We start from the raw sequence: 22,874 nt of genomic DNA on the forward strand, positions 1-22,874 counted from the left end.
GCTCCGGTGTCCAACCGGATCGAACGCGTCCTACGAGTCCTCGGCGAGGCAAATGTCGAGTACCTCGTTGTCGGTGGAGTGGCAGTCGTTCTGCACGGACACTTGCGCACAACGGCTGATCTCGATCTCGTCATCCGTCTGGATCCGGAGAACGTGCGTCGGGCAATGGAGCAGCTGACCCGGCTGGGCTTGCGCCCGCGCGCGCCCGTCGGCATCGAGTCGTTCGCTGATCCGGACCAACGGGATAGCTGGGTGGAGACGAAGGGCATGCAGGTGTTCTCGCTGTGGGACCCGCAGGATTCGAGCTTCGATGTGGACATCTTCGTGCGCGAGCCGTTTGACTTCGAAGCCGCATATCATCGACGGGTAAGCGTACCGTTGGGCACGACGACTGCGAGCGTCGTCTCTCTTGGAGATCTGCTCGATCTCAAGCGCGAGTCTGGACGCAGTCAAGACTTCGCCGATATCGAAGCACTCGAGGCGCTATCGGAGGTGACACAATGAGCGACCGTGACCAGCGTGATGCCGCATTTGCGGCCCACAAGCGCGAGCAACGTCGCCGCGCGTTGGCGATGACGCCGGCCGAGCGCTTGGCCTGGCTCGAACAGATGCTCGATGAACTAGGTCATCTGCGAGGCCTCGCGCGGCGCCCGGCCGCGGGGCCCACTACGGCCGCGTGAGTCGGGTGTTGGTGCACCTGGTACGAGAGTCGCGCGCGTGGCCGAGAAGCGGAGGTGCAGGTACGATCATGACGGATCCGATCAACGTGACCACCGCCATCCTCCGAGAGCTCCGAGACATGCACGCCGATCTGGGCGCGCAGCTCGGTGACGTCAATCGCCGCCTCGACACGCTCGACGCCGCGGTCGTTCGACATGAGGGGCGCTTCGACACGATCGAGGCCTTGCTCGTTGGACACGTCGGGCGCTTCGACACGATCGAGACCGCGGTCTCGGCTCTGAGCGCACAGGTCCGGATGGTGTCCGCGGGCGTCACTGCGTCACTGAACTCACGCGAGCGCGCCGCGGTCCAGGCTGAGCTCCTCGGGAACCGCGTCGACAAGCTCGAGGACCGCGTCGACGTCCTCGAAGCGCGCGAAGACTGAGCGCCCTCCACGAGCCGGGGCGCCGTCTCCAAGCGGCTGCGAGCTGTTTGGCTGCGATTCTGGGCCGCTCGAGCGCGTCCGTCCCCTCGCCCCCGGCGCCCGCCAGGCGCGACGGCGCCGCCCAGCGCAGCGCCTCGACTTGCGCCTCGGCTCGCTGCTCTATACTGCGTCCCGTTGACGGCACGACAGAGCAAGCGGCGCCACGCTCGAACCACCGAAGCGCAATCATGGCGCGCGACCGAGATCGATCCCCAGGGCCAGGGCACACCGTCGAGTGAGCTCGAGACGGGGATCCTCGTCGCTCACTACGGGGTCGCGGTCGACATCCGCCTGGCGTCGGGTGAGGTGCGCTCGGTCAAGGTCCGTCGGCGCTCGGGGCACGTCGTCGGCGACCGCGTCGAGGTCGTGGGTGAGCGCCTGCATCGGCTCGCGCGTGACACCGAGCTGCGTCGACGCGACGCGATGGGTCGCACCCACGTGGTCGCCGCCAACCTCGACGTGCTCGGGATCGTGGTCGCGGCGGTGCCCGCGTCGCCTTCGGGCTTCGTGGATCGAGCGTTGATCTCGGCCCGAGCCGCCAACATCGAGCCGTTCCTGGTCATCAACAAGGCCGATCTGCCCGCGACCCAGGAGCTGGTCGCGCGCGTCCGCGAGACCTGGATCGACGGCCCCGGAGGGCTCGATATCCCCGTGTTCGTGGTCTGTGCCACGCGCAGCGACACGCCCGAGCTCACCTCTGGGCTGCAGGCGCTGCGGTCGTTCTTTGCCAACCGACCCGCGCAGCCACGTCGCGCCGCGTTCGTGGGGACCTCGGGGGTCGGCAAGAGCTCGCTGGTCAACACCCTGCTGCCCGAGCTGGCGCTCCCTGTCGGCGATATCAACAGCTACTCGGGCCTCGGCCGGCACACGACGACAACCGCGACCTTGCACAGCCTGCCCGACGGCGGCGAGCTGATCGATACCCCTGGGTTTCGCGACTTCGGCCTGGTCGACATCAGCGTGCCGCAGCTCGCGGCGTTCTTTCCCGGGTTCAGCGAGCTGATCGAGCACCGAGGTCCGTGCCGCTTCAACGACTGCCGCCACGACGCCGAGCCCGACTGTACGATCAAGGCCGCCGTCGCCGAGGGTCGGCTCGCGCCCGCTCGCTGGCAACGCTACCGCGAGCTCCTCGCCGAGCTGCGACCGAGCTGACGGGCCTGCGCTACGGCTCGGGTTTCGGTGACTTTGGTGTTGGTGGCCGGGGCTGGGCCGGCCCCTTCGAGTCTCGCGGCACACACACGCGCTCGCTCATGGGGCTCGGGGCAAACCACAGCCGCCACGTGTCGTGCGGCGGCACCCCGCAGTACCCCTTGCCCGGGCAGTCCTCGTCACCCTCGCACACGACCGTGCAGTAGCTGCCCTTGTCTCCGACGACGCAGCGCCCGTCGAGCGCAGCGCAGTCGAAGCCACCACCACAGGGCTGGCCGATCGACGGCGCGCTGAGCAGCTTGAACGCCCACGGGACCCCGACGAGCACCACGGTGATCACGACCAGGCACAGCTTGGCTGGCCACGCGCGCTGTGGCTGGTCGCTCACGCCACGCGCTCCGCTCGTGCAGGTTGACTCGGCCGGACCCAGCCGCCGTGTTCACGCTCGAGCGCACACGCGACCGCGATCGTCACGTGGTCGCGGCCGCTGCCGCCCACGACCTGCAGCCCGAGCGGCAGCCCGGCCTGACTCAGCCCCATGGGCACCTGGGTGACTGGCAGCTCCATGACGTTGAAGATCGCAGTGTAGACCCAATCGAAGGGCCGGAGCAGCGGCGCGTAGTGACGCGGCGCCGGGCGGGGGTGGGTTGGAAACAGCAGCACCCCGCGCTCGCCCAGCTGCGCGTCGAGCTGCGCGCGCAGGGCCAGGCCCTCGGCCACGAGCCGGCGCTGCTCCTCGATCGCGGGGATGATCGGGCGGAAGTCCTCGACGGCCGCCAGCACCAGCGCGGGCAAGGTGTGCTGCGAGCGGCGGAACATCCAGCGCAGCAGCTCGCGCCCGACCGGGATCGCCTCGCCCTCGCCGAGCAGCTCACGAAACGGCGTGTCGGCGGCCAGCGCCATGGCCGAGGACCACAGATCGAAGCCCCGACCCAGCTCGGGCATGCGCCGACGCTGAACCTTGGCCCCGAGCCGCCCAAGCGTGTCCGCGGCCTGCTCGAGCGCCTCGAGCAGCTCGTGGTCGACGGGGGTCTTGCCGTTGTCCTCGACCAGCCAGACCTCGAGCGAGGCGAGATCCACCGAGTCGGGGTCGTGCAGCTCGAGCTCGACCACGCCCTGATCGCGCCCGTCGGGCCCGGCGAGGATCCGCAACAGCGGCATCAGATCCGTGGCCCGGCGGGTGATCGGTCCGGTCGCGAGGTAGCGCAGCGCTTCGTTCTCGGACAGCGGGTGCATCCCCGTGCCAGGCACCAGCCCGCCCGTGGACTTGTGGCCGAACACGCCACAGAAGAACGCGGGCATGCGGATCGAGCCGCCGATGTCGGCCCCGAGCCCAAATGGTGACGCCCCGGCGCCCACGATCGCGCCCTCGCCACCCGAGCTGCCGCCGACGATGCAGCGCGGATCGTAGGGGTTGTTCGAGCGCCCGTAGACCCGGTTGTTGCTCTCCATCCACATGCACAGCTCGGACACGTTGGTCAGGCCGATGCAGATCGCGCCCGCCTGCTTGAGCCGCGCGACGGTGGTCGCGTCCTCGCTGGCGATCACATCACGGCGGCGCAGCAGCCCCGAGCTGTTGGGCATACCGGTGAACGCGAACGACTCCTTGATCGTGCACGGGACGCCAAACAGCGGCGGCAGGGTGTCGGGGTCGGCGCCAGCGAGGTGAGCGTCGGCGAGCTCGGCCTCGCGCAGGGCGGCCTCGTAGCGATCGACGACGATCGCGTTGATCGTGGGGTTGACGGCCCGCGCGTGGTCGACGTGGGCGCCGACGGCCTCGCGCGCGCTGAGCTGCCTGTGGCGGATCGCGGCGGCGAGCTCGAGCGCGGACATCGAGAGCGGGTCGGCCACGGGCATTGTTGCGGTTGTACCCCAGATCCGCGCGACGATGGAACGCACGCGCAGGCGCTCGTGCACCGTGCGACACTATACACATACCACCTGCTCAGCGATCGCTCTACATTGGCTACCAATGAAGGCCCGGCGCGCGCCCGCCGACGTGCTCGCGCCCGCCACTGGCGGCGACTCTCGCCACCCGGGAATCCCCTGCGAATCAGAATTCGATGAGACTGAGGGGAATCAACCGATCGCGTCACACGCCGCCCTCTCAGCACCCCGTCAGCGACAGTATTGATTGAAAGTGAACAGATTGGCGATCGACACGTCAATACGAGCGATGACGATGAAGCATGACACCCAAGATTGCTCGGTCGTGCTCGCGTTCGCCGAGCTCGACCGACTCGAGCGCGACCGAGCCAGCTTTGCCAGCGCCAAGCGTGCGGCCACCCAACACCTCGAGCAACAGGGCCGTGACATCGACGAACTTCGCGGTCGCCTGGTCGCCCAGCGGCCCCGAGCCTGGGCCCGCGTCCGACGCGAACAAGCCGACCGCCGCAGCCGCCACGACCGCGCCATGACCGAGATGGCAGACCAGATCGAAGCGCTGCACCGCGAACGGCTGGCCTGCTACCAGACTGACCTCGAGGCCAAGCGGCTGCGCCTCGCCGCGATCGAGTCCATGCCCGTCGTCGAGCGGCCTGGACGTCGGCTCCTCGAGTGGAGCATCCCGGCGGCAGCGACCGCGCTGGTGGCGTTCTTGGGGTTCACCCTGCTCGGCGAAGAAGACGCGGTCGCTCGCGTCGCCGACCCGGTGGATGTCAGCGCCCTGAGCAGCTCGGAACCGGGCGCCGAGGTCGGCATCGACGAGCCGGAGCCAGCGCCAGCGCCGGAGCCGGAGCCAGAGCCGGAGCCAGAGATCGAGCCTGAGCCCGAGCCTGAGCCCGAGGCAAAGCCCACGCCCAAGCCACAACCGAAGAAGAAGACCACCAAGCCCAAGGCCAAGCCCAAGCCGGCGTCGACAGACTCCAAGCGCTCGAATCCGCTGAAGATCGGCGACTTCGACGGCAACCCGCTCGGCTGAGTCAGTCTAACCAAGGCGGCCCCACCAACCGGTGGTGGCCGCCTTCGTTCACTCGCGCGTCAGCGTCCACGCGACGCGCATTGGGTCATCGCACGCGCCGGTCTCGGACGCGTCCAGCGCCCAGAATTCGTAGTCGACGCCGTCGATCGTGAGCGTGTCCCGCTCATCGATGGCGATCGTGTCCGCGAGCCCGAGATCGTACTCGTACACAGCCGGCGCCGGTCCGACACCGTCACAACAATCGGCCGGGTACTCGCTGCAAGCGCATTGATCCGCCAGCACCAGCTGCGGGTCGAACCCGTCGAGCATCGGCCCCGCCGCTGGATCGACGACCGGCAGTCCGACCGAGTCGTGATTGCGCGCGATCAAGACCGGCGCACCGACATTGTTGGCGTACTCGGACACGACCACCGTGTCGAACTCGCAGCTGTCGGGGTTCAACGGTGCTCGCCGACGGGCGGACACGCGCAGGCAAGCGCCAGTCGACGCGAGCTGCCCCACCTCGATCCCGGCGAAGGTCAGCGGAAGCTCGAACAGCTCGCAGCCGTCGCAATTGGGGTTGGTGCAGGCGCCGAGCTGCCAGGTGCTGCCCGCCGCGCCGAGCACGGTGAACCAGCGATCGTAGCCCTGATCGTCGTCCTCGTTGCAGGTTGGCGGCAGCTTGATCTGAATCGGTTGACCAAAGTCGAGCCCGCACACGAGCGGCTGCCCCTCTTCACCGCTGCCGGCCTCCGTGTCCACGCTGGTGTTCGCCGACGTCTCCCCCTGGGTCCCGCCGGTCTCGTCGAACGCAGGATTTTCCAGGGTGCAGCCGGCGACCGCGATCACGCCAAGTAAGATCAGTCGCGCATGCATGCCCTGTTTTAGCCCAAAGCGGTGGCGACGCGCGAGCACGCACCCCAACTACACTGGCCGCGAGACGATCACTCGGGCGCGAACACCAGCAGGTGCTCGTTGACGACGAAGTCCGGGTCGCGCTCACCGAGCCACGCGAAACACTTCGGCCGCCTCACCCAGTCGCTGAGATGGATGACGACCGGGTCCCCCGCCCTTGCTGGGTCGTCGCAGCCGATCTTGTCCACCTTCAACCCCCGGGCTTCGAGCTCCTCGCGACGCAGGGGGAACGTCGTGTGATACGCGACTTGCGTCCACTCCTGCTGCTCGGCGAGCGTCGCGAGGTCGCCCAGATCCTGGCCCCAGTCCTCACCGATCACGCTGATCTCGTGCCCGCCAGCGGGCCCGCCAACCACCGCATTGAAGTCGCCGAGCCAGGCCGGGAAGGTCCACGCCGCTCCACCTGCGCAGCCCAGCACGCAGACGAGCACCAACGCCGGACCGCGCCGCCCGACCGCCAGCCACCGCGGAGTTCCGGGCGCGCGCTGGGCCAGCAGCTGCCCCGCGCGACCGGCCAGCACGACCATGATCGGCATCAGCGGCAGCACGTGACGCACGCCGATGTTGATGCTCGACGCGCACGCGCTCGCGAGCGTGACGGCGCCGAACAGGACCAGCACGCTGGTCGCCACGCTCGGCCGCAGGCCCGCCCGCACCCGCGCGACGAGCAGCGCCGCACCCACGCCCACCAGCGCCAGCAGCCCGGTCGGCGACTTGGCGAACAGCATGACCGGGAAGTACAGCGGGTGCCCAGCGTGCGCCCGCATGCCAAAGAAGTAGTGGCCGTGGCCCATGCCGTTTTGGACCGACACGGTCGCGACCCCGACCAACCAGGTATACGGAAGCGGCAGTCGCCAGCTTCGCGGCAGCTTCCCGATCGGGCTGCGCTCGAGCATCTGGTAGTCGAACCCGCTGCTGATCCAGTTGTGCGGCTCGGGCTCCGCGAGGATCTCCGCGACGCTGAGCCCGACCCGGTCGAACAAGTAGATCGTGTCGATCGCGAGGAACATGACGGCGGCGATCAGCACGAGCTGACCGGCGACGACTCCGACCCGTCGCGCGCGCGCGGCCGCGGTGTTTGGCGCGTTCTCGGCCGGCGCGAACCCACCGCGCCCGAGCAACGCCGCGCCGAGCACGATCAAGCTCATGACCACGACAAACGCGATCCCGCTGTGCTTGCTCAGCACCATCACCGTGGCCGCCAGCCCAAACAGCGCCGCGCGGCCCCAGCCGGGCCGCTCGATCCAGCCGATCAGCGCCGCGAGGCTGACGAAGGCGGTCGCGGTCATCGGCATGTCCGTGGTCACCAGGCGCCCGTGAGCGAGCAGCGTCGGGTGCACGCTGAACAGGCCGAGCGAGATGATCGCCGCCACAAACCCCCAGCGTCGCTCACACCAGACATAGATGAACAGCCCGAGCCCGAGCGTCCACAACATCATCATTCGACGCCCGCCGGTCAGCTCGGCCTTGGCGGTGGCGAAGTCGTGACGAAAGTACCCGGTCGAGACGTACAGCGGCTGCCCGACGTCCCAACCGGACAGCTGCGGGAGCGCCTCGGCGTGGGTGGTCTCGGGGTCGAGCGCGCGCGCGCTCGGCAGGCGCGGCTCACCATTTGGGCGCGTGCCCAGCCCCCACGGGTCATCGCCGCGACCGGCGTAGGGCAAGCTGGTGATCGCGTTCGCCAGCGGCGGGTGGGCGTAGCTCAGGCGGGTGTCGTGGGTCCACCAAAACGCGTGACCGCGGATCAGGTGGAGCTGCTCGTCGGCGGTCACGCTGCGATCGCGCTCGCTGGTCCACAGCAGGGCCCCGCACACCAAGAGCAACAGCAGCGCCAGCAGGTGACGGCGAGGATCTTGGTCGCGCGCGGCCACGCCTACCGCACCGCCGCGCAGGGGTCTTCTTCGTCGAACTCGTCGCCCGGGTACACGAGCCGATCGTGGGACAGCGGCGCCGGGGCGCTGTCGTCAAACGAGACGGCCAGCTTGATCGAGGCCGAGCCCATGCTCTCGAAGTACTCGACCCGCAGGTGATGCAGACCGGGCGTGAGCGTGAGCTCGCCGGTCCCCATGCCGCGTCGACGCGTGCCCGAGTCCCGCTCCCACCCGTCGATCAGCGACTCGCCATCGACGAACACGCGGGCGCCGTCGTTGGCGTTGAGCTGGAAGATCACGGGCGCGGTCTGATCGTCGTCGATCCGCAGGCAGGTGTCCCATCGGATCGAGAATTTGTCGGGCGGCACCGCCTCGTGCGGCGCGTCCTTGCCCCAGTCGTGGTCGACGCTGAGCTCGCGCTGGTTGATCGGCGAGCCCTCGAGCTTGCGATCGCTGAAGTAGCTGGCCCGCCACGGACCCTCACCCTCGATCTCTGCCGTCAGCGCGACATAGGTGAGTACGGGGGTGAACAACATGAGCAGGCCGACGCTGGTCCACAACACCCGGCGCCTGCGGGTCCGCAGCGGACCGCCACCGAGGATCGGCTCGAGCGTCTGCAGCAGCTGGCGGGCCAGGCGGGCGTGCGACTCGAGCTGCTTCACGTCGAGCTGGGCGGCCGACAGCGCGCGCCAGTGGTTTGCGAGCTGCTCGCGGGTCCGGGCGTCGACGCCGGTGATCTCGCCGGCTAGCCACGCGCCAGGATCATCCGCGCTTGGGGCACCGAGCGTGGCCGCGCGGCCAGCCTCGTGCATTGATCGCCAGAACTCTTGCAGGTGCGGCACGGCGGTGCGCGCAGGCGCGAGCGGATCTTGGAGCAGCAGCTCGGCCGCGTGCAGGTCGTCGGCCGCCCGACACAGCTCCGCCCAACCTGGCTGGCTCGACAGCTTCGCGTTCGCTTGGGAGGGATCGGCCATCAACGCTCCTGCTTCGCCGCGTCAGCTGGCGGTTTGGGCTGTGGCTTGGACTTCGTCTTGGGCTTGGGCGCGGGCTTCGACACGGGCTTGGGCGTGGTCTCGGGTGTGGTCTTCAGCGGGCCGCGGGATGCCCCAGGCCGGCTCGTGGTCGGCCGCTTCGGGGTCGGACGCTTCGGGGCGGGTCGCTTCGGCTTGGCCCGCGTGGCCGGCCGCAGGGTCGAGACCTCGCCGCGCCGCTCGTCGCTGCGCATGTCTCGGATCAACACCAGCAGGGTACCCTCGCGCTCGACACGGGTCAGCTCGGGGTGCTCGTCGTGCTTGAGGTAGCAGTTGTTGCGGGTGTACCCGAGCCAGAATTCCGCTGGTGGTCCGCCCGACTGATGCAGGATGAAGTTGGATCCCAAATACTCGCGCGCGATGAAGTCGGGCATGCACGCCGAGACCACGTAGGGGCCGGCGAGGTAGCGCTCGCGCTCGGTCCGCCACAGATGCTCGCGCAGGGTCTCGAACGCTTCTTTATAGGTGTTGCCGTAGTAGTCGGTGGAGTAGTGGAGGTACGCCCCCGGCAGCCCGCCCACGAACGCGTTGAAGAACAGGTACTGGTGCGGGTGCAGATGGACCATGGCGAGGACCATGCGGACCCAGTAGGCCAACACCAGCGCGTTCACGCTCCACGCGGCGGCCCGCGAGCGCGCCGCGAGCAACCGCACCAGCCGGGTCAAGGTCACGCTGGCGATGACCGTGAAGATCGGCACCAGGAACAGGAAGTGGCGCAGACCGTCGTACAGCGGTGAGCGCTTGGCGATCGTGTAGAGCGGCGGGAACAAGATCGCAAACACCAAGAAGCCGCCGATCGCCACGCGCCGACGCTCGTCTTTGCTGGCGACCTCCAGGCCCTCGCCGCCCGCCTGCCGCTGCCGCTTGGTCCGCTTGCGCAGCCGGACCGCGCGCACGATGAACGCCCCGAGCGCGCCCACGACCAGCAGCAGGACCAGCTCGGGCAGCTTGAAGCCGAAGTAGCGCAGCAGGTAGTCGCCTGGCGGCGACAGCGAGGAGATCCGCCGGTCGCCGAACGGCATCCCGCGCTCGTGCAGGTTGAAGGCGGACATCCGCGCGAGCGCAATGATGGGACGCCGCAGCGGGTGCAGCTGGGCCCACGGCCAGAACACCAACATCAGCGCCCACGCGCCCAGGGTGGTCCCGATCAATTTAGGTGTGAAGCGCAGCAGGTAGCGGGGGATCAGCCGCGCGTCCCGGGCTTCGCGGGCCCGCCACAGGACCCACAGGCCCACGAGCATGAACAGGTAACACAGGGTCAGCAGCCCCGCGATCCGCACGCTCATCGCGACCCCGAGCGCGACCGATGCCTTGGCCCACTCGCGGCGTGGCACCGCGGGCATGCTGATCAGGATCCGAACCTCGTAGTAGAGCGCCCACACGTAGCCAACCGCGAACGGCATGTCCTTCGGGTTGTTGAACATGTGCCCGTACCAGACGGGCGTCAGCACCAGCATCACGAGGCCCACGAACCCGGCCGCGGGCCCGCCGAGCAAGCGCGCGAACTTCCAGGCGCCCAGCAGCCCAAAGCAGGCGACCAGCGCCCCGAACAGGTGGATCGTCGGGTACTTACCGAGCGGCGAGATCTGGCGGGCGAGGTAGCCCAGGCCGTCGAAGCTGCCGCCGTACAGGTAGTCGGCCCGGTAGGTCAGCGCGGCGTCGTCGCTGAACAACGAGGCGTACCAGTGGATCACGTGGCGCCCGTAATTGAGGTGCCAGGTCTCGTCCCAGGTGATGCCGTAGTCGCCGAAGGTCACGGCGATCAGCACCAACACCACGGCCCCGACGGCGGCGCTGGCCAGATCGAAGCCAAGATCCCAGCGCGGGCCGTCGGTCGGCGTGAGCCGGTCGCACGCGTGCGCGAGGCGCTGTTCGGCGCGGGGTGATGGGGGTCGAGCCATCGGGGCCGCGGAGATTACCGCTTTACCGACGGCGACGCAGCAGGCCCAGCCCCAGCAGCCCAAACCCGAGCCAGGCACCGTGCGCGGGCGGGCGGCGATCGATCTCGCAGCTGCAGGTGTACGTGGTGAACGTGCCGTCGTCCGCACCCAAGCCGGTCTCGCCCAGCTCGTCGCTGCCGGTCTCTGCAGGCTCACCACCGTCGTCTTCGTCACCGCCCCCCGGGTCGCCGTCACCGTCGCCGGGGTCGCCGTCACCGTCGCCCGTGTCCGTCCCCATGCAGTCGCCCTCGACCGTGAAGGTCACCGGGTCCGAGTGACCGAGGTTGCCCCAGAAGTCGGTGCCGTGGGCGATGATCGTGTACTCGCCGCAGTAGAACACCGCGTTGGCAAACACCGCCGGGTTCTCGCTGACGATCCCGCCCTGCAGCATGCCCTCGATCTCGATCTCCACGTCGACGGGCAGGCCGCTGTCGTCTTCGGCGGTGACCGTGATGTCGAACATCGCTGGCTCGGCGTCGAAGCTCTCGCCGTCAAACGGAACGACGACCTCGAGCACCGGGGGGTTGAGCTCGGCGCTCTCGCCGAAGTCGGTGCCACACGTCGCGCTCCACTCGAGCGCGGTCGTGTCCTCACACCAGGTGTTCCACGAGCCGTAGGACAGGCCCGGCTCACCGTTGAAGAAGTTGCCGCACAGCGGGCCCGGATCCCAGTTGCCGTTGATGTCGTGACAGACCGTCACGTCGATCCCCGAGTCCTGCTCGATCCACTTGACGGCGTTGACGGCCAGCGAGTGGGTGCCCTTGGCCGCGCTGCAGGTGTCGTCATTCTTGGTCGAGGCGATGCCGTAGACGTGCCAGGAGTTGTCGTCGTAGCGGATGAACGCGGGCCCGCCCGAGTCGCCCGAGCAGATGGTCTCGGTGCCCTGACCGCCGACGTCGAACCGGCTGTTGCCCGCGTTGGAGATGTACGTCCACCCCCAGCGCTTGCGGCCGGCTCCGTTGTCGCCCTCGTTGTTGCCAAACCCGACCACGGCGACGTCCTCGCCGTTGCCGTAGTACTGCGCGACCTCGCAGCCAAACCCGACAGGGGTGATCGGGATCTCCGTGACCGGCTCGTTGAGCACGCAGTAGGCCCAGTCGGTGCCCTGACCGCCGTTGTAGCTGGGGTTGGTCTTGCAGTACTCGGTCGACTTGCTCTTGGTGCTGTTGTCGCTGTCACCAAAGCCCACGGTCTTGCCTTGCGCGCCGCAGTGCGCCGCGTACATGACGACCCGCGGGTGGATCAGCGAGCCCGTGCACAGCGAGCCACCACCGGTGACCTTGACCACCGTCGGCCACGCGCAGGGCTCGGTCTCGGCGCCGTTCCACACATGGTTGTCGGGCGGGGGCTGCTCGGGTGTCGCTACCTGTGGTTCGCCTGCCTTCGCGACGACTGGTAGCAACAGGAACGAAAGGAACGCGAGCGACGAGAGCTTTTGTAGTTGAGTGAGACGCAAACGCATGATCGCTACGGCGAATCATGAGGTATTTGGGGCTCAACCTCAAAACTCATGAATTCATCGGTGAAAGAGGGCCTTGAAGCTCACAGGCTTTTCAGCGAGCAGTCTCGGGCGGTCGTCGGCGGAGCGTGAGGGCAGCGCAGATCCCTAGCATCAGCATCAGCGCAAACGGCACAGGTCGAGGCGTAGAAGTCGCGCAGCTGCAGGGCGAGCCGTCGTCGCTGGCCCCGGCGTCGTCGCTCCCGCTCTCACCAGTCCCTTCGGGCAGCTCGAGATCGCCCAAGCCAATTAGAACCGGCGCCGACTCGACCCGGTTGCCGGCCCAGTCCTCGGCGATCGCCACCAGCGTGTGGGGCCCGGGCGGCAAGCTCAGTCCGGCGAACGACCAGGGATCATTGTCGTCCATCGCGCTCGGCGTCCCGTCGATCTCGAGCTCGACACGCGCGACCGCGAACCCGTCCTCGTGCTTGACCGCAGCGACCTGGACGTCGACGAGCGCGCCCTCCAAGAAGGTCTCGCCCGAGCTCGGCGCGAGGATCTCGACCCGCGGCGGCAGCTTGGCGTCGAACTGATCCCACGCTGGCCCACACGAGCTCGAGGCTGCGCTGCCCGGGGTGCCGCTGCACCAGTCGTCCCACGTGCCGCTGCCGAGGCCGGGCGCTTGTGTGTTCGCAGCGGTGCACGCGGGGCCGGGCGCCCAGCTGCCGTCGGCCGCGTGACACGGCGTCACGTCGATCCCGCTGTCTCGCTCGATCCAGCCGATCGCCCCGTGGAGGCTGGCGTGGGTTCCGTAGCCGCCACACGGCCCGACCACCGTCGACGCGATCCCAAAGGTCCGCCAGCCACCGTCGGCGAGGCGCAAGAACGCGGGGCCGCCCGAGTCGCCCGAGCAGATCGACGGCGTGCCCGCGACCGAGGGGTTGCCGACCAAGGTCGTGTTCTTGCTGGGCGTGACGGCGACCAGGCTGGTCGCGCCCCAGTGCTTGATCCCCGAGCTGCCGTCGCTGTCGAGGGTCTGGCCGAACCCCGCGAGCGCGACCTCGGTCCCGACCGTAAGCAGCTGCGTCTCGCACCCGAACAGCGGCGGGGTCACGGCCAGATCGGTGACCGGCGCTTGCAGCCGGCAGTACGCCACGTCGTGACCCTGGTCTAGATCGCCCGCGTAGTCCGGGTACACGCGGCACGACTCGACCTCGACCTCGCGGCCGCCCGCGAACGCATCTTCGCCGAATCGGATCGTCTTGTTGCCCGCGCCGCAGTGGGCGGCGTAGACGACCACCTGCGGATGGATCAGCGTGCCCGTGCACTGTCCGCCACCGCCGACGGCGACCGCGGTCGGCCACCCGCAGGTGGGGACTTGCTCGCCACCTGCGATCAGCGGCGGGGGTACGGGTGCATCGACGGGCGGGCTCGCCGACGCCGAGCTCGCCAGCCCCCAGACCAGCGGGACGGCCAACCCCAAGCACCGAGTCGCGCGGCGGAGCCTCACCGGGGCACCATACCGCGACAGACATCGGGGCTTGCCGCTAAGCTGCGCCATGCGTTCTCCCTCGTCCCCGGCGGCCCTGGTCCTGACATTCTTGCTTGGTGCCTGCACGAGCGTGGCGCTTCAGAGCTCCGCGGCCACCGATGCCCCCGATGCGGATGCCGACCCCAAGGATCCGGCCCAGCCGAGCGCCGCCAAAGCCACCGTGGTCGCGCTCGCGCTCGCGCCCTCGTTCACGGCCCCGAACGGCAAGGCGACGGTCGCTCACCTCGCGCTCGGCCAAAACGCGTACCTCGGTCGCCTGCGCATGGACGCTGGCGCCGCGGTGCCGGTCCACCGAGATCCCACCGAGGAGTACATCCACGTGCTCGAGGGCACGGGGACCATGACGATCGACGGGGAGACCCACGCGATCGCGCCTGGCACCACGATCTACATGCCGGCCAACGCCGAGGTCAGCTATCAAAACGGCGACCAGGAGATGGTCGCGCTGCAGGTGTTCGCGGGGCCCGAGCCGGTCGCGAAGTATCAGGCGTGGACACCGGCAGAGTAGTCAGTCGCACGCGGCGAGCCCACGCGGGTTGCGATCGAGCGCCGCCGCCCCGCGCAGCAGCCACAGGCCACCGAGCGCCAGCGGCACGGCGGTCGCCATCAACGCCAGGCGCAGCCCCGCGATCTCGGCCGTGGCCCCGAACACGCCACCCGCGATCCCGGGCCCGATCCCCTCGGACACCGCCCCGATCAAGTACGGCGAGACCGCGTCCCCGAGCGCGTGGATCATCAGGACGTTGACGGCGATCGAGCTCGCGCGCAGGTTCGCGGGCACGCACCCGACCAGCGCCGCGTTGAGCGGTCCGGTGTTGAGGAACAAGAAGAACTCGGCGACGAAGGTCAGCACCAACACGGGCGTGCGCACGCCGATCAGGCCCATGCCCAGCACCACTGGCGCGCCGAGCAGCAACCCCCAGCCGCTGACCCGCAGGTACCCGCCCTGGCCCTGCGCGAACGCCCGATCGCCGAGCCAGCCGCCGACCAGCGTGGCGATCAGCCCGGCCACGACGGTGACCCCACCAAACACGGTCCCCGCCTCCCCGGCGTCCATGCCGTGGGCTCGCTGAAAGAAGGTGGGCATCCAAAACGCGAGCCCGCCCAGCGTGAAGGTCATCAGGATCATGCCGCCGGTCGTCGCCCGCCACCCGGGGCTGCGAAACAGCCGCTTGATCGCCAGCAGCGGACTGTCGAGCCCGGCTTCACCCTTGCCGGCGTCGCCGTCCATGCCGCCGCGGATCGGCTCGGGCAACGCCATGGCCGCGATCGCAAACAACAGCCCCGGCGCGCCAGCGAGCAAGAACGCGAGACGCCAGCCTGGATCCGCGGCCTCGGCCAGGCCCAGCCAGTCGAGCAGCTCGGGGCCGACGAGCGTCTGCCAGTTGCCGGCGACCGAGCCGCCGAGCACGTAGCCCAGCGCGGAGCCCATCGGGATCGCCAGATAGAAGTAGGCCAGCATTCGACCGCGCTTTTGGGGCGCGAACAGATCCGCGATCATCGCCGGTGCCACGGTCGCGTAGCCAGCCTCGCCGATCCCGACCAGCGCCCGCATGACCATGAGCTCCGCGTACGAGTCGGCGTAGCCGCTCCCGACCGTGGCCAGGCTCCACAGCGCGACGCCGCCCGCGACCAGATACTTGCGCGTGCTTCGATCGCCCAGCCAGCCCGTGAACGGCGAGGCGACCATGTACACGACCATGAACATCAACCCCAGCAGACCCGCGTCGGCGTCGCCAAGCCCGAAGTCCAAGCGCACGCTCTCGAGCACCGCCGCGAGCACGTAGCGATCGATGTAGTTGACGAAGTTGATCGCGCTCAACACGATCAACACCGCCAGCGCGTGCTCGCGCGTCAGCTGCTTGGGGGTCGTCCCGCTCACGCGCGCATGCTCCCACATCATCTATGCGCCACGGCTGCTAAACTCCGGGGATACGAGCGGATGTGGACCTCGCCCCTGATCTCGACCATTTGCCTCGCGACTTCACGGTTGCTCGTGCTCGCCGGCCTGATCGCCTGCGCCTGCGCACCCACGCCGACCAGCGTGACGCCGAGCGTCGAAGACCGCGACACCGAGGCGTCCGGGCCAGCAGCCCGCTGGTCCTACGAGATTCGCGTCGACGAGGCGCTCGAGCAGATGCACGTGGGTCTGTGCATTGAAGGCCCGCGGCCGACCCGCCTGCGCAGCTCGGACGACGCGATGGCGTTCGTGGCCTCGGCGCGGGTCCGCGGCGGCCCCACGCTCGCGCGGGACGGTAAACATTTGGTGGTCGAGACGCTCGGCGAGCACGGCTGCCTCGACCTCGAGATTGACCTCGACGCAGCGGTTCGCGCCAGCGGACGCGACTCGTCGCGCCTGGGTGACTCGATCATGGTCGCGCCCGATCGCTGGCTCTGGTACCCGGCGGTGGTCCCAGCGGACATCGACGCGCGCGCGCGCTTGGTGCTGCCCGAGGGCGTCGCCGCCACCGTCCCGTGGCCCGTCATAAAGGAAGACGGCGAGCGCGACGACTGGCGGCGCCTCGATCACACCGCGTTCGGCTGGAATGCCTGGATCGCCTTCGGCCACTATCGGCCGATCGAGTTCACCGTCGCGCAGTGCGAGTTCGAGGTCGCCGTGCTCGACGGCCCACGCGCGGCCACCGACGCCGGGATCGAAGCCTGGCTGCGCGCCGCGGCGCTGAGCTCGGTGGAGCTGCACGGCCGGTTTCCGCGCGAGCGCGTGTCGGTCGTCGTGATCCCGACCTCCGGCTGGGGCGACGCTCCGGTGCTGTTCGGCATGGCCCGCCGCGGGGGTGGAGGCAGCGCCATGTTGATCCTGAACAACGACGCGACCGACGACGAGCTCCCCGGCGAGTGGGTCGCCACTCACGAGCTCCTGCACCTGGGCATGCCGCTGGTCGCCGATCCCTGGATGTCGGAGGGCTTCGTCACCTACTACACGGAGATCCTGCGCGCGCGCCAAGGGTTGCTCGGCCACGACGACGAGCAGGACCGAGACCGCGGACACGACGAGCAGATCCGTCGGGCTCTCGCGGCGCTGGCCAAAGGATTTCGCCGCGGCGGGGGCGTCCGCACGCTCGCCCACGCGAGCGACAACATGCGCAACAGCGGCAGCTACGGCCGGGTGTACTGGGGTGGTGCCGCGATCGCCTTCGACCTCGACGTCAGCCTCCGCGAGGCCTCGGGCGGTCGGCGCTCGCTGGATGATCTGTGCGTGATGCTTCAGCGGCTCGCCCTCGCCCATCGGCGCTGGCAGGCCGAGGAGCTGATCGAGATGATGGACGCCGAGGTGGCGCGCTGGCGGGCGGCGGGTGAGCTCGATCGAGAGATCTACCCCTCACAGATCATCAGTCGGCACCTCCAAGCAAGGTCCACGCCAGCGCATGTCGAGCAGCTCGATCGCTTGGCCGTCGAGATCCACCCGAGCGAGATACGTTTGCTGGCCAACCCAATTGACAACGCGCGTCTGCGATCGGGCCTGTTCGCTTCCAAAAACCCGCCACCGTGAACGGATGTGCGAACCCGCATAGATGGCGCAGAACCCCAACTGCGCAGTAAATTCGTGTGTTCTCGTGCAAGCGCGAAATCCTTGGCGTGGGTAGGCGAGCTTTTGCACATTTTCTATTCAATTGTTCAGTGACGCACGGGCGCCGCCATGATATGCATCCGCCCAATCTCAGCGACCCGGGGTCCCCCACCGACGAACTCCGTTCGAGTGCAACTCACCCCCCGGGCACATCGACGAAGGATCAGGACAAACGTAATGGCAAACCTCAAGGACATCGTGGCCACCCTGGCCATCCTTAGCGCAGGCACCCTCACCCTTACTGGCTGCAAGAAGGAAGGCGAGACCACCAACCCTGACGAGGTCAACGCCGGTGATTCGGCTGGCCCCGCCGAGGGCGAAGGCGAAGCTTCCTGCAAGGGCGACGACGCCGAGGCCTCGTGCAGCAGCGAAGACGCCGCCGATGCCGACGCCGACGCCGACGCAGAAGCCTCCTGCAGCGGCGAGTCGGACGAAGCCTCTTGCAGCGGCGCTGCCTGAGTCAACTGGATTTGACACCCGCGGTCACCGACCGCTGACTTGCGCCCGTGGTCGTGTTCCGGCCCGGGCGCTTTCTCAATTTCTGGACCCAATGACCAACATGCGTGAACGACTCCTCGATCCCAGCACGCCGACCGGCGTCGGCTTGGGGCTGCGCGCCGAATTCATGGCTGATGTCCAACAGGGGCTCGCCAACGACCGCGTGGCGTTCTTCGAGGTCAGCCCCGAGAACTACATGAACCGCGGCGGGCGCGTGGTCCGAATGTTCGAGGACATCGCGGCCCGGCACCGACTGATCACCCACGGGCTCATGATGTCGCTCGGCTCAATCGAGCCGTTCAGCGACGTCTATTTTAAAGATCTGCGCGGGTTCTTGGCTCGTCATGGCAGCAGCTGGCACAGCGATCACCTGTGCTTCTCGACCGAACAGGGCGCCGTCCTCCACGATCTGCTGCCGCTGCCGCTCGACGAGGTCACCGCCACCCGCGTCGCTGGCCGGATCCGCGAGGCTCAGGATCGCCTCGAGCGCCCGCTCGCGATCGAGAACATCTCCTACTACCTGCCCATGGGCCGACCGCAGATGAGCGAAGCCGCGTTCATGACCATGGTCTGCGAGCAGGCGGACTGCGGCCTGCTGCTCGACGTCAACAACGTCTACGTCAACTCCAAGAACTTTGGTTTTGACGTGCGCGAGATGGTCGCCGGCTATCCGCTCGAGCGCGTGATCCAGCTGCATGTCGCGGGGCACACCCACTGGGACCGCTTCGACATGTTCCTGGACGATCACGGCGCGACCGCCGAGCCCACCGTGCATGAGCTGCTGGCGTGGGTGGTCGAGCGCACCGGTCCGGTGCCCGTGTTGCTCGAGCGCGACAAGAAGATCCCGCCGCTCGCCGAGCTGCTCGACGAGGTCACCGCGCTGCAGTCCACCTATGACCAAGCGCTGATCCGCCGCGGCGGCGCGGGCCACGAGCCGGGGGTGGCCAGTGTCGGTTGAGCCCGATCAGATCCGATCCGCGCTCGGCCAGGTCGTCCGGGACCGCGCGCGCCACGATCGCGTCGTCGCTGACCCACACGCGGAGCTCACCGCGCTCGGGCTCGATGAAGCGGCGCGCGCGGGCATGTTGGCCTGCGGCAGCCAGCGCTTGCTCGCGTACCACCACATGGTCCACGGCCGGCTGTTCAAGACCGTTCGCGGGTTCCTTGGCGGGGCCGCTGGCCGGCTCGGCGACGATCGCTTGCGCGCCGACCTCGACGCCTGGATCGCCGATCCCGGGCCGCAGACGGTGTACCTGCGCGATATCCCCGCGCAGTTCCTGAGCTGGGCGCGGCCGGGCTGGGACGCAGATCCATCGCTCCCGCCGTGGCTCGGTGAGCTCGCCGCTCATCAGGTCTCGATCCGCACGATCCGCAACGATCCGCGCGAGGTCGGCCCCCAGACCGAGGTGGGCATCGAGCTCGAGCGACCGATCGCGTGCAACGCCACCGTCGAGCTCGTTCGCTATCGCTGGGCCGTCCATCGGCTGCCGACCAAGCTCGGCCCCGACGCCGAGCCGGAGCCCACGCCCGAGGGCCAGGCCGTGATCGCCTACCGTCACGCCGACGACCAGCCGCGCTTCGTGGACATCAAGCCACGCTCGGCGCACATGCTCGAGCTGCTGATCGCCGGAAAGACCCTGCGCGAGGCGCTGTTTGGGGCCTGCGAGGCCACGGGCGAGACCCTCGACGACGAGATCTTGGGCGTCACGGCCGTGACGCTCGCCGATCTGATCGACCGCCATGTGCTGCTCGGCGGCCTGGCCTGAGCCGTCTCGAGTGCGCAAAAGGCGAAGAGACGGCCGCGAAAGCCGTCTCTTCTGTGTGTCGAACGTGGTGACGAACACCTGTGGCCGCTGACGGAAGCACGCCTGCGACCAGTCAGGTAGTGCCAACCGGGAGTGAACCGGTCATGAAAATCGCGAAAAATTCGTCTTCGGGCTCGGAGCCGCGTGTGTCACCCAGCGTCACCTGGTGCCAGGCGTAGAGCTGGCCCCCGCTGTTCGGTCATCCAGCGACGATCCGCTCGATGTGCCGGCGCTGAGGCCACTTGGTTGGTCCAGTTTTCATTCGCCAGTTGGGTGGCGACGCTAATTGCCAATCGCGCGACCCGTGACGCGTGACGGACTGGAGACACCCCACCATTGCGAACGAGAACTGGGGTCCAATGATGCGCATCCGACATGGCCTAGACCTTGCTTTTCCATGGTCGGAGTTCGAGAGGACTTTGCCCCTATGCCCGATTCATCACGTCGTCTGACCACCTCATTGTTTGCCCTCGCTGGAGCCACGCTGATCACCGCGTGTATCGAGGAACCGAATGCCAGCCCGATCGACGAAGATGGCATCGCGATCGAAGAGTCCGGCGAGACCGCCGCCCCGGATCCGAGCGCCGACGGCGACGGCGACGCCGACGCCGACGCCGACGCCGACGGCGACGGCGACGGCGAGTCTCAAAGCTGTGAGTCGACCACCGCGATCGCGTCAAATGTGCCGCCCAACGTGATCCTCGTGCTCGACAAGTCTCGCAGCATGGTCAACAACAAATGGGACGACGACGACGACGATGACACTCAAAAGGTCACGCGCTGGCACAGCCTGCATTCGACCGTCGCGGCGATCACGAATCAATATCAAGACGGCATGCGGCTCGGGCTCACGCTGTTTCCTTCGATTGACGCGACCTCGAGCTATGAAAAAGCCTGCATGGTGTCGAGCGTCCCCGAGGTCGCCCCGGCGCTCGGCAACGCCAGCTCGATCCTGGCGGCGATCCCCGACGCCGACGACATGGACCTCTATGGCGCCACGCCAGCCGCCGCGGGGGTGGCAACGGCGCTCGCCCACCTCGAGTCCCTGGGCCCCGACGACCCGGCGGCGATGATCCTGGTGACCGACGGCGCCGCCAATTGCGACCCGAGCAAACAAGGTGACGCCAGGTTCGACGCCTACGACGAGAACCTGCCGCTTGTGGTCGCCGACGCCTGGGAGCGAGCCCACATCCCCACATACGTGATTGGCATCGACATCGAGGCCGAGAGCGTGTCGCCGGCCACCAACCCGCGAATGAAGCTCGATGAGGTCGCGCAGGTTGGTGGCGTCGCCCTCGGTGGTGAGGTCGGATTCTACGACGCAACCGACGCAAACACGCTGCTGGCCGCGCTCGATGAGATCGCGGCCGCTGTCAGCTGCACCGTGCAGCTCGACATGGCCGCAGCCAGCGTCGATGAATTGACGATCGTGATCGACGGGCAGACGATCCCGCGACTCGACAGCTGCGCCGAGGGTGACGGGTGGGTGTTCACCGACCCGGACGGTTCGCTGGATAGCATCGAGCTATGTCATGCCTCGTGCGAGGCGCTGGTCGATGTCGGCGAGCTCGAGGCCGAGTTTCCCTGCCCGCCGCAGCCTTAGAGCGCCCCAACACTCGACAGGGTCACGGAGGTGGCCCGACGTAGACCTCGTCGATGTAGACCTTGTCTTCGTTGGAATTGACCGAGCCGTCCTTGCTGTAGGTCCACCGGAACGTGTGGTCGCCAGCGCCGATCGGATACACGGCCTTGGTCCACCCGACGATGCCCGACCAGCCGTTGCCCTGCTGGATGTTATCGATATAGAAGCGCAGATAGTCGTAGTTGCTCTCGCTGCTCACGCGATACCAGAAGCTGACCTCGCCCGCCTGCGGGGCGTTGAGGCTGACCTGTAAGTTGGTGCTCTGGCTGTGCGAGATGGTCCCGCTCGCGGCCACGTAGGCGCCCTCGTGCGGCTGACTGCCGCTGGTCGCCCAGTTGCCGTTGCCGTTGGTCGTCCACGGCAAGGTCAGCAGGTCGTTGGACTCGAAGCCGTCATACCAGCCGTTCGACGAGCAGTCGTTCATGCAGAAGTCGTCGTCGATCATGTTGGCGTCGTCGCACTCCTCCATACCCGCAAACGCGAACCCGTCGCCGCAGTAGGCCGGGATGCAGCTGGTCGGGCACACGTCGGTGTCGTCCATGTTGGCGTCGTCGCACTCTTCCACGCCTTCATAGAGGTAGCCATCACCGCAGAACGCGTCCACGCAGGTCCCCGCGATGCACGCGTCGTTGCTCTCCATGTTGCCGTCGTCGCACTGCTCGACGCCCGCGCGCAGGTAGCCGTCGCCGCAAAACGCGAACTGGCACGACCCGGGGCAGTCGTCGGCGTCGTTGTCGTTGGCGTCGTCGCACTGCTCTCCGGTCTGGACCACACCGTCGCCGCAGGTGCTGTTCGTGCAGTCGCTGGTGCACTCGTCGGCCTCGTTGTCGTTGCCGTCGTCGCAGATCTCCACGCCGTCTTGCACGAAGCCGTCACCACAGACCGCCGTCTCGCACGCGTTCGTGCAGTCGTCGGTGTTGCTGGCGTTGCCGTCGTCGCACTCCTCGTAGCCCTCGAACACGAAGCTGTCGCCACACGCGGCGATCGTGCACAGGGGCGTGCACTGGCCACCCTCGCTGTTGGCCTCGCCGAGATCGCACTCCTCGCCCGGGTCGACGACGCTGTCGCCACAGTTGGCCGGGGGCTCGTCGGTGTCGGATCCGGTCTCGGTGTCGACGTCCGGATCACCGTCACCGTCGCCGCTGCCGGCCGTGAAGGTCACACCGGTGAACTTTGATGAGCCATCGTCGCTGTCGACGTCGGTGCAGGCCAGCGGCATCAGCACGAGCCCGAGGGCCGCGAGGGAGATCAGAGTGCTATCGAGATGCAGTCGATTCATGTCAGGTCCTGGTAGCGGAGACTGTAGCGGACATCGCAGGTCTCTCACGATAGCCGTGATTGTCTACTCGTTGGGAATTTACAGCGGAGCGCGGGCGTCGCGTCGGCTCGTCACTGGTGGGG

General features: G+C 68.2%; 21 protein-coding genes. 11 read left to right on the top strand and 10 right to left on the bottom strand.

Features of this window, described 5'->3' with window-relative positions; genetic code table 11:
- Positions 1-6: 6 nt before the first annotated feature.
- The 4 genes from ENSA7_RS42660 (at position 7) to rsgA (ending at position 2,296) form a co-directional block, all read left to right on the top strand.
- Positions 7-504 carry a DUF6036 family nucleotidyltransferase gene (locus tag ENSA7_RS42660; RefSeq protein WP_146158316.1) on the top strand — a complete coding sequence of 166 codons (498 nt, stop codon included), beginning with the start codon at positions 7-9 and terminating at the stop codon, positions 502-504.
- A complete protein-coding gene (locus ENSA7_RS30580) occupies positions 501-680 on the top strand; it encodes a hypothetical protein (RefSeq protein WP_106092924.1) in 180 nt (59 codons plus the stop codon). The genes ENSA7_RS42660 and ENSA7_RS30580 overlap by 4 nt, the downstream gene beginning before the upstream one ends.
- A gap of 68 nt (positions 681-748) precedes the next feature.
- On the top strand, positions 749-1,105 hold the full coding sequence (locus tag ENSA7_RS30585; RefSeq protein WP_106092925.1) for a hypothetical protein: 357 nt from the start codon (positions 749-751) through the stop codon (positions 1,103-1,105).
- A gap of 174 nt (positions 1,106-1,279) precedes the next feature.
- Positions 1,280-2,296, top strand: a complete 1,017-nt coding sequence (gene rsgA, locus ENSA7_RS30590) for a ribosome small subunit-dependent GTPase A (RefSeq protein ID WP_106092926.1) — start codon at positions 1,280-1,282, stop codon at positions 2,294-2,296.
- 10 nt (positions 2,297-2,306) lie between these two features.
- On the opposite strand, the gene ENSA7_RS30595 is transcribed toward rsgA, so the two are convergent.
- Positions 2,307-2,681 (bottom strand): hypothetical protein, encoded by a 375-nt coding sequence (locus ENSA7_RS30595; RefSeq protein WP_106092927.1) that lies wholly within the window; start codon positions 2,679-2,681, stop codon positions 2,307-2,309.
- The gene (locus ENSA7_RS30600) at positions 2,678-4,150 is read right to left on the bottom strand and encodes an amidase (protein WP_106092928.1); all 1,473 of its coding nucleotides are present in this window, start codon (positions 4,148-4,150) and stop codon (positions 2,678-2,680) included. Before ENSA7_RS30600 ends, ENSA7_RS30595 begins: the two co-directional genes overlap by 4 nt.
- A gap of 325 nt (positions 4,151-4,475) precedes the next feature.
- On the opposite strand from ENSA7_RS30600, the gene ENSA7_RS44390 reads away from it, so the two are divergent.
- The gene (locus tag ENSA7_RS44390) at positions 4,476-5,213 is read left to right on the top strand and encodes a hypothetical protein (RefSeq protein WP_181234271.1); all 738 of its coding nucleotides are present in this window, start codon (positions 4,476-4,478) and stop codon (positions 5,211-5,213) included.
- A 48-nt stretch (positions 5,214-5,261) separates the two neighbouring features.
- On the opposite strand, the gene ENSA7_RS30615 is transcribed toward ENSA7_RS44390, so the two are convergent.
- From ENSA7_RS30615 to ENSA7_RS30640, 6 genes are all read right to left on the bottom strand, one after another.
- Positions 5,262-6,068: a hypothetical protein gene (locus ENSA7_RS30615; RefSeq protein WP_106092930.1), complete on the bottom strand. Its 807-nt coding sequence runs from the start codon at positions 6,066-6,068 to the stop codon at positions 5,262-5,264.
- 68 nt (positions 6,069-6,136) lie between these two features.
- On the bottom strand, positions 6,137-7,978 hold the full coding sequence (locus ENSA7_RS30620; RefSeq protein ID WP_106092931.1) for an ArnT family glycosyltransferase: 1,842 nt from the start codon (positions 7,976-7,978) through the stop codon (positions 6,137-6,139).
- A 2-nt stretch (positions 7,979-7,980) separates the two neighbouring features.
- The gene (locus ENSA7_RS30625) at positions 7,981-8,952 is read right to left on the bottom strand and encodes a PA14 domain-containing protein (RefSeq protein ID WP_106092932.1); all 972 of its coding nucleotides are present in this window, start codon (positions 8,950-8,952) and stop codon (positions 7,981-7,983) included.
- On the bottom strand, positions 8,952-10,910 hold the full coding sequence (locus ENSA7_RS30630; RefSeq protein ID WP_106092933.1) for an ArnT family glycosyltransferase: 1,959 nt from the start codon (positions 10,908-10,910) through the stop codon (positions 8,952-8,954). The genes ENSA7_RS30625 and ENSA7_RS30630 overlap by 1 nt, the downstream gene beginning before the upstream one ends.
- A 22-nt stretch (positions 10,911-10,932) precedes the next feature.
- Positions 10,933-12,411 (bottom strand): trypsin-like serine protease, encoded by a 1,479-nt coding sequence (locus ENSA7_RS30635; protein WP_106092934.1) that lies wholly within the window; start codon positions 12,409-12,411, stop codon positions 10,933-10,935.
- Positions 12,412-12,502: 91 nt separating this feature from the next.
- The gene (locus tag ENSA7_RS30640; RefSeq protein ID WP_181234272.1) at positions 12,503-13,897 is read right to left on the bottom strand and encodes a trypsin-like serine protease; all 1,395 of its coding nucleotides are present in this window, start codon (positions 13,895-13,897) and stop codon (positions 12,503-12,505) included.
- Between the two features lie 49 nt (positions 13,898-13,946).
- Between ENSA7_RS30640 and ENSA7_RS45110 the strand changes: the two genes are divergently transcribed.
- Entirely contained in the window at positions 13,947-14,447 is a 501-nt protein-coding gene (locus ENSA7_RS45110) for a cupin domain-containing protein (RefSeq protein ID WP_219908087.1), read from the top strand.
- Here ENSA7_RS45110 and ENSA7_RS30650 read toward each other — a convergent pair whose 3' ends face one another.
- Entirely contained in the window at positions 14,448-15,821 is a 1,374-nt protein-coding gene (locus tag ENSA7_RS30650) for a spinster family MFS transporter (protein WP_244923963.1), read from the bottom strand. It abuts the gene before it with no gap.
- Between the two features lie 60 nt (positions 15,822-15,881).
- Between ENSA7_RS30650 and ENSA7_RS30655 the strand changes: the two genes are divergently transcribed.
- The 5 genes from ENSA7_RS30655 (at position 15,882) to ENSA7_RS30680 (ending at position 21,434) form a co-directional block, all read left to right on the top strand.
- Complete coding sequence (locus ENSA7_RS30655; RefSeq protein WP_146158317.1) at positions 15,882-17,450, top strand: M61 metallopeptidase family protein; 1,569 nt, start codon at positions 15,882-15,884, stop codon at positions 17,448-17,450.
- A gap of 255 nt (positions 17,451-17,705) precedes the next feature.
- Positions 17,706-17,987: a hypothetical protein gene (locus ENSA7_RS30660; protein WP_106092937.1), complete on the top strand. Its 282-nt coding sequence runs from the start codon at positions 17,706-17,708 to the stop codon at positions 17,985-17,987.
- Positions 17,988-18,087: 100 nt separating this feature from the next.
- The gene (locus ENSA7_RS30665; RefSeq protein WP_106092960.1) at positions 18,088-18,984 is read left to right on the top strand and encodes an MbnB/TglH/ChrH family RiPP precursor modification enzyme; all 897 of its coding nucleotides are present in this window, start codon (positions 18,088-18,090) and stop codon (positions 18,982-18,984) included.
- The gene (locus ENSA7_RS30670) at positions 18,974-19,792 is read left to right on the top strand and encodes an HvfC family peptide modification chaperone (RefSeq protein ID WP_106092938.1); all 819 of its coding nucleotides are present in this window, start codon (positions 18,974-18,976) and stop codon (positions 19,790-19,792) included. Before ENSA7_RS30665 ends, ENSA7_RS30670 begins: the two co-directional genes overlap by 11 nt.
- Before the next feature lie 466 nt (positions 19,793-20,258).
- A complete protein-coding gene (locus tag ENSA7_RS30680) occupies positions 20,259-21,434 on the top strand; it encodes a vWA domain-containing protein (RefSeq protein ID WP_146158318.1) in 1,176 nt (391 codons plus the stop codon).
- A 22-nt stretch (positions 21,435-21,456) separates the two neighbouring features.
- Here the strand turns inward: ENSA7_RS30680 and ENSA7_RS30685 are convergent, their stop codons facing one another.
- Positions 21,457-22,752, bottom strand: coding sequence for a DUF4215 domain-containing protein (locus ENSA7_RS30685; protein WP_106092941.1), 1,296 nt, complete (start codon positions 22,750-22,752; stop codon positions 21,457-21,459).
- Positions 22,753-22,874 lie beyond the last annotated feature (122 nt).

It is taken from the genome of Enhygromyxa salina (assembly GCF_002994635.1).
Lineage (GTDB): Bacteria > Myxococcota_A > Polyangia > Nannocystales > Nannocystaceae > Plesiocystis > Plesiocystis salina_B.